Raw genomic sequence first — 17,049 nt, forward strand, 5'->3', positions numbered from 1 at the left:
TGTAATTTTTTCGTAAATTTACCAAAATTAAACCAACCTCGAAAGAAAATGAAGTTGAAATTTTTAGGCACAGGAACCTCGCAGGGCGTTCCCGTTATAGGATGCGAATGCGAGGTTTGTAAGTCTGCTGATCCCAAAGATACGCGTTTCAGATCTTCTGCAATGATTACCTCCGATGAAGGAAAAAAAATCCTCATCGACTGCGGACCCGATTTCCGCCAGCAAATGCTCCTCAACAACGAAGGACACATCGATATCGTTTTGATTACCCATGAGCACAACGACCACGTGATCGGGCTGGATGACATGCGCCCGCTGATTTTCAAAACCGGAAAAAACATGCCTGTTTACTGCCTTGAACGTGTCGGACAGGAAGTAAAAAACAGATTTCCCTATGCTTTTGCAGACGTAAGATATCCCGGAGCTCCGGCTTTTGACCTGCACTCAATCACCAATCGGAAATTCACTTTTGCAGATGCAGAGATTGACCCGATTGCGGTAAATCATCACACACTTCCGATTTTAGGTTTTAAATTTAAAAAACTGGCCTACATTACCGACGCCAGCTCGATTACCGATAAAGAAAAACTGCGGGATCTGGACATCCTGATTGTAAACTGCATCAGAAAGTTTGATCCACATCCTGCCCATTTCATTTTACCTGACGTGATAAAACTGCAGCAGGATTTTAAACCAAAAAAAATATTTCTCACGCACATCAGCCATCATTTCGGGCTCTATTCTGTTGAGGAAGAATTACTTCCGGAGGGAATCCATCTTGCCTACGACGGTTTGGAAATAAATTTCTAAATTTTTATTGAAAATAATTTTTGAGTTTTAATAAAACTTTCTATATTTGCACACCGATTTACAGCAATGTAACACCAGCCCAGGTGGCGGAATTGGTAGACGCGCTGGTCTCAAACACCAGTTCTTAGGAGTACCGGTTCGATCCCGGTCCTGGGTACAAAACCTCTGATTTTTCAGAGGTTTTTTGTTTTTCTTATCTTTTATGCTCGTTTTCAGACACAAAAATTCATATTTCGATAATTAATTCTTTTTCAAAACCATTATACTTCTCAGTAATGTAACCGTGCGGATTACAGATAATTTCTGTTGCTCCTATTTTATATCTTGAAGGTGTGTGAATGTGCCCGTGAATCCAGTACAGCGGTTGATGCAATTCAATAAAATCTTCTAAGTTGGAAGCGTATGCAGAAGTCACAGGATCAGTTTTAAAATGTTCAGGAACAGATTGCAGGCTAGGTGCGTGATGCGTTACGACAACATTTTTCATACCCTTCGATTTTTCCAGACTTTCTTTCAACCAATGTTTTGAGATTTGATGTATTTTAAATGTATCAATACTTCTCATCTTCGAATAAGAGGGATCACGTCTGATTAATTTATAATCATTCATTTCAGACTGACAAAGACTTCCGTAAGCCATAGGACTCCCAAAAACAGAGAAGTCTGTCCATAAAGTTGCACCGTGAAACCGTATATCTTCAATATCCACAAAAGAATCTTCCAATACAGACACATTAGAATTTTCAGCAGCTGTTTTGATTTTATTTAAAGTTTTCGGGTAAGAACCTTTGTAATACTCATGATTTCCTAAGACATAAATCACAGGTTTATCCGGAATTTTATTTTTAATCCATTCGATTCCTTTCGTTCCTAAATCAACATCTCCTGCTAATATGACCACATCAGCATTTTCAAAAGACAGATCAGTGAAACCAAACTCCCGATGCAGATCACTGATAATTTGAATTTTCATGTTTTAAAAATAATTTAATTTAAATAAAAATCTCAAACAAAAACTAAATTTTAAAATTAAAAATCTAAAAATCAACAGTTTAAATTCAAATATTTAAAAAGTCTACAAAAAAAGTAGACTAATAAAAATATATGTTCTATCTTTGCCACCGTAATCAGGTTTAATAATGAAAATGAAGACAAAATTCAGATACAATTCAATGAGGGAGATGCACATCAGTTTTATGATGATGTATTGCTGTATGCCTTTGTACGCGGATTTTTGTGGATGAGCTTAAACTTTATTATGACATTTTTATAAAGGCTTTACCACGTTGTAGAGCCTTTTTTATTTAAAAACTATTCAGGAAACATGATAGAAATTAAAAATATATCGAAAACCTTTCATCAGAAAAAACAGTCTTTCAAAGCTTTGGATGATGTAAATATCAACATTGAAAAAGGCGACATTGTTGGAATCATAGGATTTTCGGGAGCCGGAAAAAGCACCTTAATAAGAACGGTAAATCTTTTGGAAAGGCCAGATAACGGACAAATCATCATCAACGGAACAGATTTCACCAAATTAAAATCAAAACAACTTGCCAAAGAGCGCAAAAAGATCGGAATGATTTTCCAGCATTTTAATCTGCTTTCTTCGAGGACGGTCTTTGAAAATATTGCACTTCCGCTGGAGCTGGACAATTTAAGCAAAGAAGAAATCAGGCAAAAGGTAAATGAACTTCTGCAAATCGTTGGACTCGAAGACAAAACCAACGACTATCCTAAAAGTTTATCTGGAGGGCAAAAACAGAGGGTTGCCATTGCAAGGGCTTTAGCCAACGACCCGTATCTACTGCTCTGTGATGAAGCGACAAGTGCACTCGATCCGGCAACAACACAATCTATTCTGCAGCTTTTGAGAGATATCAATCACAGGCTGGGAATCACGATTTTGCTGATCACCCACGAAATGGAAGTCATCAAAGCGATCTGTAACCACGTTGCCGTTATCGACAAAGGACAATTAGTAATCAAAGGAACTTTGAGCGAAATTATTTCCAACAAAGACAATCCTATCATCAAACAATTTTTAAACTCAGGTGTTATGACTATACCGCAAGAACTTAATAAAAAACTACAAAAAGAGCCGCAAGCCGGACTTTTTCCGCTGGTTGAAATCGAATTAAACGAAAAAATAAGCGTTGAAAAACTGCTTTCAGTGATTTATGATCAGTATAAAATTCCTTACCAGCTTCTGAAAGCTGATGTGGAATATCTGGGCGATTCCAATTTTGGCAAACTTCTACTACATCTGAAAGGTGAAAGTGAAGAAAACCAAAAAGCCATCTATTATTTAAATCAGAATAACATTCAAAATACTTTAAAAGGATATGCTTAGTGATTCTGTAATTTCGCTCCTGTCAAAAGGAGTATGGGAAACTGTTTACATGACTTTTGTGTCTGGATTTTTCGGTTTTGTTCTTGGTCTTCCGGTGGGAATTTTGCTTTTTGTAACCCGAAAAGGACAGCTGTTAGAGAATATCATTTACAACAGAATTCTTTCGGTTTTGGTTAATATTTTCAGGTCAATTCCTTTTATTATCCTGATTGTCTGGATGATTCCTTTCACAAGATCTATTGTCGGAACTTCTATCGGAATGAATGCCGCACTGGTTCCTTTAAGCATTGGTGCCGCACCATTCATCGCGAGACTGGTCGAAAACAGTTTACTCGAAATTCCAAACGGTTTAATTGAAACCGCGAGAGCATTGGGAGCAAGTCCGTTTCAGATCATCAGAAAAGTTCTGTTGCCGGAAGCGTTACCTTCTTTAATTAATAATGCAACGATTACTTTAATCACTTTAGTCGGCTATTCCGCAATGGGTGGAGCCGTCGGAGCCGGTGGATTGGGACAGATCGGTTATCAGTACGGCTACATTGGCTATGATGCTTTGATTATGAATCTGGTGCTAGGACTTCTCGTGGCTTTGGTGTTTATCATTCAGTTTTCGGGTGACCGATTGGCGAAGAGGGTTGATCATCGGTGAGCTTTTGTGTGGGAGAGTTTGAGAGTCAGAGGGTTTGAGGGTTTGAGGGTCGGAGAGTTTGAGAGTTCGTTGAACGCGGAGGCGCGAGGATTTTTTATACGGTATAATGTTGGATTTTATCAGAGATAAAATTGATTGAGAATAAGATAGTAAAAGTGCTTTCTCATTACTTCCATCTCCCATCTCCCATCTTCCATCTCCCATCACCCAACACCCAACAATAAAAAAAAATAATTTTCAATGAAAAAAATAAAAATTCTAAGTCTAGCAGCAGGACTGCTTTTGTTCGGAGCGTGTAATTCTCCAAAAAAAGATGATCCTAATTTCATCAAAGTAGGAATCACTTCCGGACCGGAACAGCAGATCGCCGAAACTGCAAAAAAAGTGGCAAAAGAAAAATACAATCTCGAAGTGGAACTGGTTTCATTCAATGATTACGTCGTTCCAAACGAGGCTTTAAACAACGGAGATATCGATGCGAATGCCTTTCAGCACGTTCCTTATCTTGATGAGCAGTCGAAACAGCGAGGCTATAAATTAGCGGTGATTGGAAACACTTTTGTTTACCCAATTATTGCTTATTCAAAAAAAATAAAAAGCATCAATGAACTTCAAAACGGAAGCACAATTGTAATTCCCAACGACCCAACCAACGGCGGACGTTCTCTTCTTCTTTTGCAGAAAAATGGTTTATTAAAATTAAAAGACGGCATCGGATTGCTACCGAAAGTTACCGACATTGCCGAAAATCCGCGACAGTTGAAAATTCTTGAGATTGAAGCTCCGCAATTACCCAGAGTTCTGGATGACAAAGAAGTTGTGATTGCGATTATCAACAATAATTTTGCAGCTCAGGCAGGTTTGGATGCTGATAAAAACGGAATTTTTAAAGAAGATAAAGATTCTCCTTACATGAATGTCGTGGTTTCAAGAGAAGACAATAAAAACACGGATAAAGTGAAAAATTTCCTCAAAGCTTATCAATCAAAAGAAGTGGAAGATAAAGCCAGAGAAATCTTTAAAGGTGGCGCTGTGAAGGGATGGAAGTAGATATGGGTAATGGGTAATAATTGATGATTGATGATTGATGATTGATGGAATAAAATCGATGAGAAGAAAATTTTTTACACTAACAATTTGATAACAAAAAAACCGCTTTCGAAAAAAAGCGGTTTTTGTATTTTAAAAAAATTCCTTAGAATAATTCTTTTCTGATGATGTTCTGGCTTCTTTCAGGACCTACAGAAACCAAATAAACATTGATTCCAAGATACTTTTCGATGAACTCGATGTATTTCTGAGCTGTGTCCGGAAGTTCGTCGTAGCTTCTAACTTTCGTCAGATCTTCGTTCCAACCTGGTAAATCCTGATAGATTGGTTTGTAGTTGTATAATTTTTCGGTTGAAGAAGTGAAATAATCAATAATTTTTCCGTCTTCAGTTTTGTAATGCGTAACAATTTTCAGATTTTCAATTCCTGTAAGAACGTCTAATTTAGTGATGACCAAATTATTGATTCCGTTGATCATACAAGCGTGCTTCAAAGAAACAAGGTCTAACCAACCTGTTCTTCTCGGTCTACCTGTAGTCGCACCGAATTCACCACCAATTTGTCTGATGCTTTCACCCAACTCATTGTCCAGTTCAGAAGGGAAAGGTCCGTTTCCTACTCTTGTGCAATATGCTTTGGCAACACCGATTAAATTCTGAAGTGAAGTTGGCGGAACACCAGCTCCTGTACAAACACCTCCGGTCGACGGAGAAGATGAAGTAACGTATGGATAAGTTCCAAAATCGATATCCAACATCAAAGCCTGAGCTCCTTCAAACAGTACATTTTTACCGTCTCTGATGGCTTCGTTCAGTTCCAGTTCAGTATCAACAATTCTGTCCTGAAGCTGTTTTCCGATTTCCAGATATTCGTTGTAGATTTCTTCAACGTCTAAAGTTGGTTTGTCGTAATATTTTTCGAATAGAGAATTCTTAATTTTTAAGTTTTTCTCGATTTTGTCTCTTAAAATCTCAGGATTCAGAAGGTCAATCATTCTGATTCCCACTCTTGCGATCTTATCTTCGTAGCAAGGTCCGATTCCTTTTTTGGTCGTTCCAATCTGCGTTCCTCCGTGCTCTTCCTCACGGTAAGTATCCAAAAGAATGTGGTAAGGCATGATGACATGCGCTCTTCTGCTGATGAAAATGTGATCCGTCTTCAAGCCTTTGCTCTCGATCTGGTTCACCTCCTTAATGAAAGATTTAGGATTTACCACTACCCCATTGGCAATGATACACTTCCCTTTGCACTGAAGAACTCCCGATGGAAGAAGGTGCAAAACGAATTTCTCTTCACCCACATAAACCGTGTGACCAGCATTGTCGCCCCCCTGGAAACGTACAACGTAATCAGATTTTGCCGATAAAACATCCGTGATTTTTCCTTTACCTTCATCTCCATACTGAAGACCTACAACTACGTAAGTTGACATATTTTACTTTTATTTTAGATTCATGCAAAATTACTTTTAAAAAATTGGGTGGGCAAATTTGCGGTGGATTTTATTTTTGGGTGGGTGGAAATCGTAGGGCTAAATCTTAAAAAAAATTGATTCCTTGTTTGATTTATTTTTAAATTTAGTAAAATAAAAATATGGAGGAATTAAAAATAATTAATGATGAATTTAATAACGGTTATTTTGAACTAAATGAAGAATTAATTCATTTACTTAACAAAAACGACTTAAATGGAAGTATCAACAATGTACTTATTGGAATTAATCAGGAATGTTTTGGTGTAAGATTATTTGATGAAGAAGAAATTATCATCGAATTATTTTATATAACTTATAACCAAAAACCAGAAGGAGATCTTATTAGGATAAATCTAAATAGCAAATTTTACGCTATAATTTTACTGAGATTCTGTTCAATTTTAGAAACGAAATACAACCTCATTAAAGAAATAGATACGTTTAACACCTTTCAAAAGTATTTAAGAACGGTATTAGAAAAGGATAAACACTTTACTATAACAAATCTTGAATTGAAAGAGTGGATGGAAGAGGGAAAAGAGGGAACTATCATAAACACATTTTACAAATCAATTAGAGTAATCGAAATGATTCCGAAAGTTGAGTTTTTAAGATCAATTTTCAATAATAACTATAATATTTTTAATGCAGAATACAAAAGTGAATACATTTATTTAATGGTAAATAAAGAAACCTCTTTAATAAAGATTGGCTTTAGCAAACAACCAATTTTTAGAGAAAAAACTTTACAATCCAAAGAACCAGAAATTTTCAGAATTGCTTGTTGGAAAGCACAACGCTCTGTGGAAACTGAATTACATAGAAAATATAAAGAAAAAAGAGTGAGAGGAGAGTACTTTAAATTAAACTTAAAAGACTTACATGAAATAAATAGATTCATGGAAAATTACAATTAATAATTTTATATTTAGTTTAAATTATCTTCACAAAAAAATACTTAAAAATGCAAGAAAACTCAAAAGATGAACTTTTAAAAATAGCCAAAGAATATGTATTAAATAATGCCGGAGATCATGTTGAAGTTAGTTTTACTGATGATTATGATGAACTCTTCGTTTTTGGTTACCAAGCAAAAGATAAAAAGGTTAGACTTGTAGGACAAGGCCCAATACTTCTTGTAAAAAAAGATGGAAGAATATTTGAATACGGAAGTGGTACAGGTGAAAAACAAGCTCTCGTTCAAGTAATCAACAAATTAAACAAGGAAAGATTAATAAGAATTTTTCAAAAAAATTATAATATTCAAAACAATAATTATGATTTAATAATAAATGATATATACAACGATGAATATATTGGCTATGAAGAACTTGATGACTTGATTACTGTTTTATTAAGAAACAAAATCTATTATCTTAAACGTAACGAAAACAATGAAGTGAAACGTCATTATTACACTGAAGAAAAACTTAAAGAAATTTTGCAACAAACACCTGCGAATTTAGGTCACAATTTTGATGAGTATTTAGAAGATGTTCTTATTGATCTCATTAATACTAATATTTATTTCAAATGGGCACTTTCAGAGGTTAAATAATAATAATAATAATAATAATAATAATAATAATAATAATAATCATTCCGCAGAAACCTTTCAACAATTTAGTTTCCTGCTGAATGACAAGCAGTGTAAATTTTTGTCTCATTCTTAAAAAAACATCCTTAGAAACCTAACGGGTTTTAAAAACCCGTTAGGTTTGGAAGATTTATCTCTATTGTGAGTTTCAATTTTCCCAGCAAATCATCTTTTCTTAAACTAAAAACAAACACCAAAACAGTTTCATCAAAATTCCGTAACTTTGCCGCCTACTAAAAATTTTATGGAAAGTATTCAAGTTCACGACAAAACTTTTGTGCCTTATTTAGAGGATGCCGAAATTCAGGAGATTGTAAAAGCTACCGCTCTGAAAATTTATGAAGATTATAAGGATGAAGTTCCTGTTTTCATTGGCGTTTTGAATGGTGTCATTATGTTTTTCTCTGATCTTTTAAAACATTATCCGGGTGAATGCGAAATTGCTTTTATCCAAATGAGCTCGTACGCCGGAACAGAATCTACAGGAATCGTTTACCAGAAAATGGAATTGACGAAAGACGTAAAAGACCGTCACATCATCTTAGTAGAAGATATCGTGGATACCGGAAATACGGTTGAAAGCCTTTTCAAATATTTCAACGAAACCCAACGCCCGAAATCTGTGAAAATCGCTTCATTTTTATTGAAACCTGAAGTTTACAAGAAAGATTTCAAACTGGATTACATCGGAAAAGAAATTCCAAACAAATTTGTTTTAGGGTACGGTCTTGATTACGATGAGTTGGGAAGAAATTTACCCAACCTGTATCAACTGGCTGACGGACAAATCAACCATTAAAATGCTGTTGGCTTTTAGCAGATAGCTTTTAGCCTTCATTTAGAAAAATAGAAAGAAATAAATTTTAATAATAACTAAAAATAAGCTGAAAGCAAAAGCACATCGCCGGAAGCCACGCGCCAAAAGCAAATCGCCAGCTGCCAACAGCGAAACCACATTATGATAAACATTGTTCTGTTCGGCCCTCCGGGGAGTGGAAAAGGTACACAAGCTCAAAACTTAATCGAGAAATTCAATTTAAAGCAAATCTCAACGGGAGATCTTTTCAGATTCAATATGAAAAATGATACCGAACTTGGGAAACTGGCTAAATCGTACATCGATAAAGGAGAATTGGTTCCGGATCAGGTAACGACAGATATGCTGATTGATGAGATCAGAAAACCGACCGATGCTGCCGGATTTATTTTCGACGGATATCCAAGAACAGCTGTACAGACAGAAGCTTTGGAAAAAATCGTGAAAGAAGAGCTGAATGATGATATTGATGTATGTCTTTCTCTTGTTGTAGCAGACGATATTTTGCTGGAAAGACTTTTGAAAAGAGGCGAAACCAGCGGAAGATCAGACGACAGCAATGCAGAGATCATCGGAAGCAGAATAAAAGAATATTACGCAAAAACTGCAGAAGTTGCAGAATTATATAAGCAGCAGGGCAAATACGTTGAGATCAACGGTGTAGGAGAAATCAATGATATCTCTGAAATGCTTTTTGCTGAAGTAGAAAAAGTAAAATAATAATTTGAGATTTGAAGTTTGAGATTTGATATTTAATCTCAAACTTCAAATTTCAAATCTCAAATTAAAGTATGAGCAATTTTGTAGATTACGTAAAGATCCATTGTAAAAGTGGTCATGGTGGCGGAGGTTCTGCCCACTTACGCCGTGAAAAATATATTCCCAAAGGTGGTCCTGATGGTGGAGACGGAGGCCGTGGCGGTCACGTGATCATGAGAGGAAATGCCCATGAATGGACTTTACTTCCACTTCGTTATACCCGTCACGTAAAAGCGGAACGTGGACAGAACGGAGCGAAAAACCAATTGACAGGAGCTTTTGGTGAAGATGTTTATGTAGACGTTCCCATTGGAACGATTGCTAAAAATGAGAAGGGTGAGGTAATAGGCGAAATCATGGAAGACGGTCAGGAAATTATCCTGATGGAAGGCGGAAAAGGCGGAAGAGGAAATGAATTTTTCAAAACTTCTACCAACCAGACGCCCCGTTTTGCACAGCCAGGTATGCCGGGACAGGAAGGTTACGTAGTTTTCGAACTTAAAATCTTAGCAGATGTAGGTTTGGTAGGATTTCCAAATGCCGGAAAATCTACTCTTTTGGCATCAGTTTCTGCTGCTAAACCGAAAATCGCCAATTACGCTTTCACCACTTTAACTCCAAACCTTGGAATTGTGGATTACAGAAACTATAAATCTTTTGTAATGGCTGATATTCCCGGGATTATCGAAGGTGCTGCGGAAGGTAAAGGTTTAGGACACAGATTCCTGAGACATATTGAAAGAAATTCGATTTTATTATTTTTAATTCCTGCGGATTCTGAAGATCATTTTCAGGAGTTTAAAATTTTGGAAAACGAGTTGAAAGAATACAATCCTGAACTTTTAGATAAAGATTTCATTATTTCCGTTTCAAAATCTGATCTTTTGGATGAAGAATTAAGGAAAGAAATTTCAGCAGAATTTCCGGAAAACAAAAGACCCCTGTTTTTCTCAGGTGTTACCGGTGAAGGAACAATGGAACTGAAAGATGCCATCTGGAAGCAACTACACGGATAAATTACAATAATGTGCTGTAATCGTTGATTGCAGCACAATTTCTTTTAGAATTCTCCGTTTCATTTTTAAATTAAACTTAAAAAATTATGACAAGGAATTTTTTTTTGACCTTAGCGGTCACAATTTCGGGATTTATGACTGCACAGACAACTTCTGAAAGCTCTGATTCTGATTTTAAATTTGGCGCAAAAGCGGGCTATTCGTTATCAAACATGAAAATTTTTGATGACAAACTCGATTCCAAATCTTATTTCTATGCAGGTTTTGTTGTGGAAAAACCAGTTTCATCAAACGTAAGCATTCAGGCTGAAGCTTTGTATACTCAGATTGGCGGTACAGATTCTCTTCCGCTGGTACAGCTTGTTGGTAACGAAATCGTTGAAATGGGAAATGTTGATTTTAATTATCAGTTTACTCAGATTCAGATTCCTGTTTCGGTAAAATATTATTTTGTTCCGAAATTTTCGGCTTCCGCAGGCATGAATTTCGGATTTAATCTTTCTGAAAAAATGAAAACCGATGTAATTGTAAACGGTACAGATTCTCAGGATCTGGTAGATTATAAAACTCTAAACCTCTTCCCTTTTCTTGGTGCAGAATATAAAATAACTGACAAAATTTTTGTTGACGCAAGATACAATTTCAACTTTTTTGATACTCACAGGAAAGGTTTTGAAACAAAAATTGGTTTTCTGCAAGCCGGTGTAGGTTACAGATTTAATTAAAATTTTAAAGAGAAGCTGAAAAGTTTCTCTTTTTCGTTTTGGAATATTTATTGTAAGACCCCACAAAAAAAATTCAGTTATGAAATATTTATTGGCAATCTTTGCATCCATTTTTCTTTTTTCCTGCGCTACACAAAAAGCAGATTCAAAATACGCTCGAATCGAATATGAAGCCGGACCATGTTTTGGTTCTTGCCCGATGTTTAAAATCACCATCAATCCGGACAGAACAGCAGTTTTTGAAGCTGAACATTTTAATTTTTCTAAAAACTTCAGCAAAAGTGAGTTTGACAAACCGAGAGAAGGTACTTTCAAAGGAAGCATCAAAGAAGGAGATTATAAAAAGCTGACTGCATTAATTGACGGACTGAACATTAAATCGATGAATGATAAGTACGGGAGCAGAAATATCACTGATATGGCAACTTCATATTTAAGAATAAAATTTGCTGACGGAACTTCCAAAGAAGTTGAAGATTACGGTAAAAACGGAAGCCCGAAACTGGTGGAAGTTTACAAATTTTTTGAAGAACTGAGAACCAATCAGGACTGGAAAAAAGTGGAGTGATTTTCTTAAAATAATTTAAGCTATCTTTGCAGTATATTTCGCGGCATTCTCAGCCAGACAGTAAATGATTTTACTTAAAAACTCTGTTAAAAAAACACTTTGGCAGATCTGCTAAAAATGATGAAGTATACTGCTTCGACCGCATTATTTTAATACACAACAAATATTTTGTTATTTACCGACTTAAATTTGATCAAGCCCATTCTCGATGCGCTTCAAGATCAAGGTTATGAAAAACCAACCCCTATTCAGGAACAGGCGATTCCTTCAATATTAGAGCAAAGAGATGTGCTTGGTACAGCACAGACGGGAACAGGAAAAACAGCCGCTTTTGCCATCCCAATTCTACAGAACCTCAGCGAAAGAAAAGGTCCGAAAAACAATCATATCAAGGCACTGATCCTTACGCCAACAAGAGAACTGGCGATTCAGATTGAAGAAAGTTTCAACGATTACGGAAAAAATTTACACTTAAGACAACTTGTTGTTTTCGGTGGTGTAAAACAGGGAAATCAGGAAAAAGCTTTGAGAAGAGGCGTTGATATCCTTGTGGCTACACCGGGAAGATTACTGGATTTTATAGCACAGGGAATTATCTCCCTTAAAAATCTTGAAATTTTCGTATTGGATGAGGCCGACAGAATGCTCGATATGGGTTTTGTACACGACGTAAAAAGAATCATTAAACTTCTACCTCAGAGAAGACAGACTCTGTTTTTCTCTGCAACGATGCCCACAGAAATTCAGAAACTGGCAGATTCAATTTTGAATACACCAATCAAAGTTTCGGTAACTCCGATTTCTTCGACTGCTGAAACCATCAAACAATCTGTTTATTTTGTTGATAAAGACAAAAAGCTGGATCTGCTTTCACATATTCTTCAGGAAAACATCAAAGAATCTGTTTTGGTATTCTCAAGAACCAAGCATGGTGCAGATAAAATTGCCAGAAAATTACAGGCTTCAAACATCACAGCAGAAGCGATTCACGGGAATAAATCTCAGAATGCGAGACAGAATGCTTTAAGTAATTTCAAATCAGGAAAAACCCGCGTTTTGGTGGCAACAGACATCGCTGCGAGAGGAATTGATATTGATGAACTTAAATATGTAATCAACTTTGAACTTTCGGATGTAGCAGAAACTTATGTTCACAGAATTGGCAGAACAGGCCGTGCGGGAGCAGAAGGAAGTTCGCTTTCGTTTGTTGACGGTTTAGATCTATTAAATTTAAAGGATACCGAAAAATTGATAGGAATGAAAATCCCTGTGGTGAAAGACCATCCTTTCCATACGGATAATCTGGTAGTTGAAAAAAGAGATTCCAACAATAAACCTTTTATTCCAAAACCGAAACCTGCAGGTCAGCAAAAATCTGATCACAGCAAGAAGCCTAAGAATAAAAGCAATTTTTTCAGAAAGAAATAAAAGCAAAGCCTTCCGATGGGAAGGCTTATTTTTTTGAGTTTTAAAGTATTTTAGATCTATAAGATGAAAACTTCGAAAAGCTCCGCCCGACACGGCCATAAAAATAGTATTAGAGATGTCACGCTGAGCAAGTCGCAGTGTCAGTCATTTATTAATTATCTCTGACTTGGGAAGTAATTTTAAGAATTATAATTTTTAAACATTCCATTTACATTTTCCGTATTAAGTCAGTTAATTTCAGAAGAATTAACTCCACAAATATTTTTCATTTTTAGCCACCAGAATCCAAACAAGAGCATACATTTTTTGCCTGTGTGCGGAATGAGTGCAAGATAAGGAGAATCCGTTTTCAGAACATTTTTTTTCAGAACGAATAATTCATTTCAGAACTCTGAAGTCCTTTTTTAAATTCAAAAACTTCTTTTCAAAATACTGGTAAGAAAAATGAGAAACAATAAGTGTGATTATAATAACCAGAAAAAAGCTGGCTAGTATTGCTGTAATGTTGTTCAGATTGTACTTTGGGACTGCTTTCAATAATAAAAAACCCACCAGCTGCATTACAACAGAATGATACATGTAAATTCCATAAGATATCTTCCCCAGATACACCAGCGTGCGATTCTGAAAGAACGAAAATGATTTTTGAGTAAAAAAGTTGATAAAACTACCAAACAGGATCATGCTGAGCAGAGAATATTGAAATTCTGACAAATTTTCAACAAAAATATCTGTAGTAAAATACAATATCACCAGCGCAAAAACGATGTAGCTGAAAATTTTTGAATATCTGAAGTTTATAAAATTTAAAAAAGAACATAATCCCGCAAAAGAGAAGTAAAAAAACATCAACCTGTACTTCATCAGAAAAGGAAATAACGATGAATGGTATATGGAAATCAAAATAATACTGAAGGCTAAAAGAAAAAACACCGCCTTCCTTCTCGGAATCAACGCGATTACGGGGGCTATCAACAGATAAAACTGTTCTTCAATACCGATTGACCACAAAATCACGAGAATTCCGCCGGGATCATAGGTAGAAAGGACATTGGGAAGAAAAAAAAGCAGGAGAAGAATTCCTTCTGTAAGACTGTGAGTTTGGGTCAGGCTTATTCCGATGGCAGGTAAAAAAAAATTGTAGTACAGAATTCCTGTCAAAGCAATCAGGTAATACAAAGGCAAAATTCTGAGCGCCCGCCTGATGTAAAATTTCTTAAGATCAATTTTGTTTGTAGTATCTTTTTCAATAAAAAGCTGTTTGATAATTAAAAAACCACTCAGTGAGAAAAACATGTATACCGCCTCAGTTCCTTTATTAAAGACAGGTAAATCATTAAAATAGGGCAAACCCCTGTTATAAAAAAAAATCGGAATATGGTAAATCATGACCAGCAGAGCCAGAAAGAACCTTAAAGATGTGATATTGGGCAGCTGTTGCATCTAATCTCAGCCAGTTTTAAACAATCTCTTCGCATTTTCCGTTGTAATCCTGTCAATTTCAGCAAAATCGACTCCATAAATATCCACCAGTTTGCCGGCAACCAAATCGAGATAAGAACTTTCATTTCTCTTTCCACGAAACGGAACGGGTGCAAGATAAGGTGAATCTGTTTCGAGAACGATTTTGTCTAATGGAATTTCTCTTAAAAACTGATCAATCTTGCCATTTTTAAAGGTCACTACTCCACCGATTCCGAGGATGAAATTTAAATCTAAAGCATGTTTTGCCTGTTCCAAATTTCCTGAGAAACAATGAAAAATCCCTCTCAATTTCGGATGTTTTTTCCCTTTTAAAACTTCAAACGTTTCATCAAAACTTTCTCTTGTGTGGATGACGATCGGCAAATCTTTTTCAATTGCCCAGTCGATCTGTTGTTCAAAAGCTTTCACCTGAATGTCTAAAGTCGATTTGTCCCAATATAAATCAATCCCAATCTCTCCGATGGCTGGAAAATGTCTTTGATCGAGATAATTCTTTACGATTTCAAGCTCTTTTTCCCACGTTTCCGGTTTTACATAACACGGATGCAGTCCCATCATCGAAAAAATCTGATCAGGATATTCACTTTCAAGCTGCAACATTTTTTCGTGCGATTCTGAATCGATTGCTGGAAGATAAAATTCTGAAATTCCTTTATCTAAAGCTTTCTGAATCGCCTCTTTTCTGTCTTCATTAAATTCTTCTGCGTATAAGTGGGTATGTGTATCAATCATTATTTTAAAATTTCAAAAGATCTTCGTAAGGATTTTCTAAGTTTAAAATCATTCCGAAAGCGGGTTCGGTCTTAATTCCTTTTTTCTTAAGATCTATTATTTTCTGTTTAAAATTATCTCCTTTTTCCTGCAAAATTTTATACTCGGCAATCATGTGGAGATAGGCATTTTGCTCAGTTGTCGGTTTATTTTGTCCGAAAATTTCGATTGGGAAATCTTCCAGTTCGAAATTACAGACAATACAGTCTGTTTCGTTTAATTTAATTGTTTCAATTTTTAAATCAAATTCAGAAAACTTTTCATTTAAAAAATTTTCAAACTCAAACTGATTTTTAACATCACAGATAATATCCAGATCGCTCCCGTCAATATCAATCTGAATCGGAATAGTGCCTGCTAAAATGGGTGAAAAATCTGAAAGCTTTTCAAGCACTTTATATTTATTAAGAACTGCAAAAGCTCTTTTCTGCTTTCCATTTCCTTCTTTTAAATAATCAATCCTTGTAAAATCAATCATTTTGTTTTCTTATTAAATCTTGAATCTTAAATTTTAAACTTTGAATATTCCGTGTTTCACTTTCAATCTCTGAACTTCAATTCTCTGGTTCAGTTTTTCTTTAAACTCAATGAATTTCGGATCTTTTTCGTCGTCTGTTCTGTGTTCCAAAGCCTGATTGATTTTAAAATTTTCTTTGATAAAATCTTTGGTTTCATCTGAAAAATAAGCATTTCCAAATTTCTCAAAAATATAGTTGACCGCCTGTGAATTGGGATGAATTAAATCTTCTTTATAGAATCTGTAATCCCTCAAATCATCCATTAAAATCTCATAAACCGGCAGATAATGACAGTTCTCAAACTGAGAAATCACTTCGTGAACCGCTGTAATGAGTTTAGACTTACTCAACTGGTTTTCAGTCATTCCATCTTTGGTGTGACGGACGGGAGAAACCGTGAACAGAATCTGCAGATTTTCCGGACAGATATCTTTTAAATTGATAATTGTATCGTAAATAGAATCTGTAATTTCCTGATGCGTTAAAAGTCTTTTTTTAAAGAATTTCTGCGGAATTTTGTGACAGTTGGCGACCAGTTTTTTCTTCGGTTCAAATTCGTAAATAAATGAAGTTCCGTAAGTGATAATCACCCAGTTGGATTCCTGCAGAAACTGGTTTCCTTCAACCAGTTTAGAATTGATTTTATCTAAAGTCTGATGAATATACCTCGTGTCAAAAGATGTATGATGATCAAGCGAAATGAACTCTTCGTTGTAACTGATCAGTTCATCTTCATGATAATATTCTGAGTCGTGAAGCCTTTTCACAGCATTATTAATCGAAAAAGGATTAAAAACCGTCCCGAAAGGATTGTTGACCGTCTGAAGCTGACCTTTCTGAAACAAATCAGACATTTCTGAGGCGAAACAGGAACCTATCGAAAATATTTTATCTTCAATTCCTATTTTGTTTTCAGATTCTGCAATGTTTACTTCGGTACGGAATTTCATTTTAATCAATTTGAAAATGAGTTAATTTGATCATTTGAAAATAAAAATTGAATCTCTAAAAATTTTCAAATTGGTACAT

18 protein-coding genes and 1 tRNA gene are annotated in these 17,049 nt (G+C 35.5%); 13 read left to right on the forward strand and 6 right to left on the reverse strand.

Annotation, left to right across the window (positions count from 1 at the left end; genetic code table 11):
* The first annotated feature begins 48 nt into the window (after positions 1–48).
* Both NG809_RS04950 and NG809_RS04955 read left to right on the forward strand, forming a co-directional pair.
* Positions 49–810, forward strand: a complete 762-nt coding sequence (locus NG809_RS04950) for an MBL fold metallo-hydrolase (protein ID WP_262148588.1) — start codon at positions 49–51, stop codon at positions 808–810.
* A 77-nt stretch (positions 811–887) separates the two neighbouring features.
* A tRNA-Leu gene (locus NG809_RS04955) sits at positions 888–967 on the forward strand.
* A gap of 69 nt (positions 968–1,036) precedes the next feature.
* Here NG809_RS04955 and NG809_RS04960 read toward each other — a convergent pair.
* Positions 1,037–1,783, reverse strand: coding sequence for a metallophosphoesterase (locus NG809_RS04960; protein WP_262148589.1), 747 nt, complete (start codon positions 1,781–1,783; stop codon positions 1,037–1,039).
* 351 nt (positions 1,784–2,134) lie between these two features.
* Here NG809_RS04960 and NG809_RS04965 point away from each other — a divergent pair, with 351 nt between their 5' ends.
* From NG809_RS04965 to metQ, 3 genes are all read left to right on the forward strand, one after another.
* Complete coding sequence (locus tag NG809_RS04965) at positions 2,135–3,163, forward strand: methionine ABC transporter ATP-binding protein (RefSeq protein ID WP_262148590.1); 1,029 nt, start codon at positions 2,135–2,137, stop codon at positions 3,161–3,163.
* Positions 3,156–3,812, forward strand: coding sequence for a methionine ABC transporter permease MetI (metI, locus tag NG809_RS04970; RefSeq protein WP_262148591.1), 657 nt, complete (start codon positions 3,156–3,158; stop codon positions 3,810–3,812). The genes NG809_RS04965 and metI overlap by 8 nt, the downstream gene beginning before the upstream one ends.
* Positions 3,813–4,052: 240 nt before the next feature.
* Positions 4,053–4,862 (forward strand): methionine ABC transporter substrate-binding lipoprotein MetQ, encoded by an 810-nt coding sequence (gene metQ, locus NG809_RS04975; protein WP_262148593.1) that lies wholly within the window; start codon positions 4,053–4,055, stop codon positions 4,860–4,862.
* 145 nt (positions 4,863–5,007) lie between these two features.
* Here the strand turns inward: metQ and NG809_RS04980 are convergent, their stop codons facing one another.
* Complete coding sequence (locus NG809_RS04980) at positions 5,008–6,294, reverse strand: adenylosuccinate synthase (RefSeq protein WP_262148595.1); 1,287 nt, start codon at positions 6,292–6,294, stop codon at positions 5,008–5,010.
* A gap of 161 nt (positions 6,295–6,455) precedes the next feature.
* Here NG809_RS04980 and NG809_RS04985 point away from each other — a divergent pair, with 161 nt between their 5' ends.
* From NG809_RS04985 to NG809_RS05020, 8 genes are all read left to right on the forward strand, one after another.
* Complete coding sequence (locus tag NG809_RS04985; protein ID WP_262148597.1) at positions 6,456–7,253, forward strand: GIY-YIG nuclease family protein; 798 nt, start codon at positions 6,456–6,458, stop codon at positions 7,251–7,253.
* Between the two features lie 47 nt (positions 7,254–7,300).
* A complete protein-coding gene (locus tag NG809_RS04990; RefSeq protein WP_262148599.1) occupies positions 7,301–7,894 on the forward strand; it encodes a hypothetical protein in 594 nt (197 codons plus the stop codon).
* A 283-nt stretch (positions 7,895–8,177) separates the two neighbouring features.
* Positions 8,178–8,732, forward strand: coding sequence for a hypoxanthine phosphoribosyltransferase (hpt, locus tag NG809_RS04995; protein ID WP_056081904.1), 555 nt, complete (start codon positions 8,178–8,180; stop codon positions 8,730–8,732).
* A 159-nt stretch (positions 8,733–8,891) separates the two neighbouring features.
* Positions 8,892–9,470, forward strand: a complete 579-nt coding sequence (locus NG809_RS05000) for an adenylate kinase (RefSeq protein ID WP_262148602.1) — start codon at positions 8,892–8,894, stop codon at positions 9,468–9,470.
* A 71-nt stretch (positions 9,471–9,541) separates the two neighbouring features.
* The gene (gene obgE, locus NG809_RS05005) at positions 9,542–10,525 is read left to right on the forward strand and encodes a GTPase ObgE (RefSeq protein WP_262148603.1); all 984 of its coding nucleotides are present in this window, start codon (positions 9,542–9,544) and stop codon (positions 10,523–10,525) included.
* Between the two features lie 86 nt (positions 10,526–10,611).
* Positions 10,612–11,250, forward strand: a complete 639-nt coding sequence (locus NG809_RS05010; protein ID WP_262148605.1) for a porin family protein — start codon at positions 10,612–10,614, stop codon at positions 11,248–11,250.
* A 79-nt stretch (positions 11,251–11,329) separates the two neighbouring features.
* Positions 11,330–11,818 carry a DUF6438 domain-containing protein gene (locus NG809_RS05015; protein ID WP_262148606.1) on the forward strand — a complete coding sequence of 163 codons (489 nt, stop codon included), beginning with the start codon at positions 11,330–11,332 and terminating at the stop codon, positions 11,816–11,818.
* A gap of 168 nt (positions 11,819–11,986) precedes the next feature.
* Positions 11,987–13,246 (forward strand): DEAD/DEAH box helicase, encoded by a 1,260-nt coding sequence (locus NG809_RS05020; RefSeq protein WP_262148607.1) that lies wholly within the window; start codon positions 11,987–11,989, stop codon positions 13,244–13,246.
* Between the two features lie 378 nt (positions 13,247–13,624).
* Here NG809_RS05020 and NG809_RS05025 read toward each other — a convergent pair whose 3' ends face one another.
* From NG809_RS05025 to NG809_RS05040, 4 genes are read right to left on the reverse strand one after another with little or no spacing between them, the layout of a single operon-like run.
* Complete coding sequence (locus NG809_RS05025; protein WP_262148609.1) at positions 13,625–14,689, reverse strand: acyltransferase family protein; 1,065 nt, start codon at positions 14,687–14,689, stop codon at positions 13,625–13,627.
* Between the two features lie 6 nt (positions 14,690–14,695).
* Positions 14,696–15,463, reverse strand: a complete 768-nt coding sequence (locus tag NG809_RS05030; protein ID WP_262148611.1) for a TatD family hydrolase — start codon at positions 15,461–15,463, stop codon at positions 14,696–14,698.
* 4 nt (positions 15,464–15,467) lie between these two features.
* A complete protein-coding gene (locus NG809_RS05035) occupies positions 15,468–15,980 on the reverse strand; it encodes a DUF4269 domain-containing protein (protein WP_262148613.1) in 513 nt (170 codons plus the stop codon).
* Positions 15,981–16,013: 33 nt separating this feature from the next.
* Entirely contained in the window at positions 16,014–16,970 is a 957-nt protein-coding gene (locus tag NG809_RS05040) for a GSCFA domain-containing protein (RefSeq protein ID WP_262148614.1), read from the reverse strand.
* Between the last annotated feature and the right edge of the window lie 79 nt (positions 16,971–17,049).

The sequence above is a fragment of the Chryseobacterium foetidum genome, assembly GCF_025457425.1.
Taxonomy (GTDB): Bacteria; Bacteroidota; Bacteroidia; order Flavobacteriales; family Weeksellaceae; genus Chryseobacterium; species Chryseobacterium foetidum.

What these genes read in the sequence shown, in the direction of transcription:
- NG809_RS04950 (WP_262148588.1), top strand. Translation starts at nt 49, where the DNA reads ATGAAGTTGAAATTTTTAGGCACAGGAACCTCGCAGGGCGTTCCCGTT.
- NG809_RS04960 (WP_262148589.1), bottom strand. Translation starts at nt 1,783, where the DNA reads ATGAAAATTCAAATTATCAGTGATCTGCATCGGGAGTTTGGTTTCACT.
- NG809_RS04965 (WP_262148590.1), top strand. Translation starts at nt 2,135, where the DNA reads ATGATAGAAATTAAAAATATATCGAAAACCTTTCATCAGAAAAAACAG.
- metI (WP_262148591.1), top strand. Translation starts at nt 3,156, where the DNA reads ATGCTTAGTGATTCTGTAATTTCGCTCCTGTCAAAAGGAGTATGGGAA.
- metQ (WP_262148593.1), top strand. Translation starts at nt 4,053, where the DNA reads ATGAAAAAAATAAAAATTCTAAGTCTAGCAGCAGGACTGCTTTTGTTC.
- NG809_RS04980 (WP_262148595.1), bottom strand. Translation starts at nt 6,294, where the DNA reads ATGTCAACTTACGTAGTTGTAGGTCTTCAGTATGGAGATGAAGGTAAA.
- NG809_RS04985 (WP_262148597.1), top strand. Translation starts at nt 6,456, where the DNA reads ATGGAGGAATTAAAAATAATTAATGATGAATTTAATAACGGTTATTTT.
- NG809_RS04990 (WP_262148599.1), top strand. Translation starts at nt 7,301, where the DNA reads ATGCAAGAAAACTCAAAAGATGAACTTTTAAAAATAGCCAAAGAATAT.
- hpt (WP_056081904.1), top strand. Translation starts at nt 8,178, where the DNA reads ATGGAAAGTATTCAAGTTCACGACAAAACTTTTGTGCCTTATTTAGAG.
- NG809_RS05000 (WP_262148602.1), top strand. Translation starts at nt 8,892, where the DNA reads ATGATAAACATTGTTCTGTTCGGCCCTCCGGGGAGTGGAAAAGGTACA.
- obgE (WP_262148603.1), top strand. Translation starts at nt 9,542, where the DNA reads ATGAGCAATTTTGTAGATTACGTAAAGATCCATTGTAAAAGTGGTCAT.
- NG809_RS05010 (WP_262148605.1), top strand. Translation starts at nt 10,612, where the DNA reads ATGACAAGGAATTTTTTTTTGACCTTAGCGGTCACAATTTCGGGATTT.
- NG809_RS05015 (WP_262148606.1), top strand. Translation starts at nt 11,330, where the DNA reads ATGAAATATTTATTGGCAATCTTTGCATCCATTTTTCTTTTTTCCTGC.
- NG809_RS05025 (WP_262148609.1), bottom strand. Translation starts at nt 14,689, where the DNA reads ATGCAACAGCTGCCCAATATCACATCTTTAAGGTTCTTTCTGGCTCTG.
- NG809_RS05030 (WP_262148611.1), bottom strand. Translation starts at nt 15,463, where the DNA reads ATGATTGATACACATACCCACTTATACGCAGAAGAATTTAATGAAGAC.
- NG809_RS05035 (WP_262148613.1), bottom strand. Translation starts at nt 15,980, where the DNA reads ATGATTGATTTTACAAGGATTGATTATTTAAAAGAAGGAAATGGAAAG.
- NG809_RS05040 (WP_262148614.1), bottom strand. Translation starts at nt 16,970, where the DNA reads ATGAAATTCCGTACCGAAGTAAACATTGCAGAATCTGAAAACAAAATA.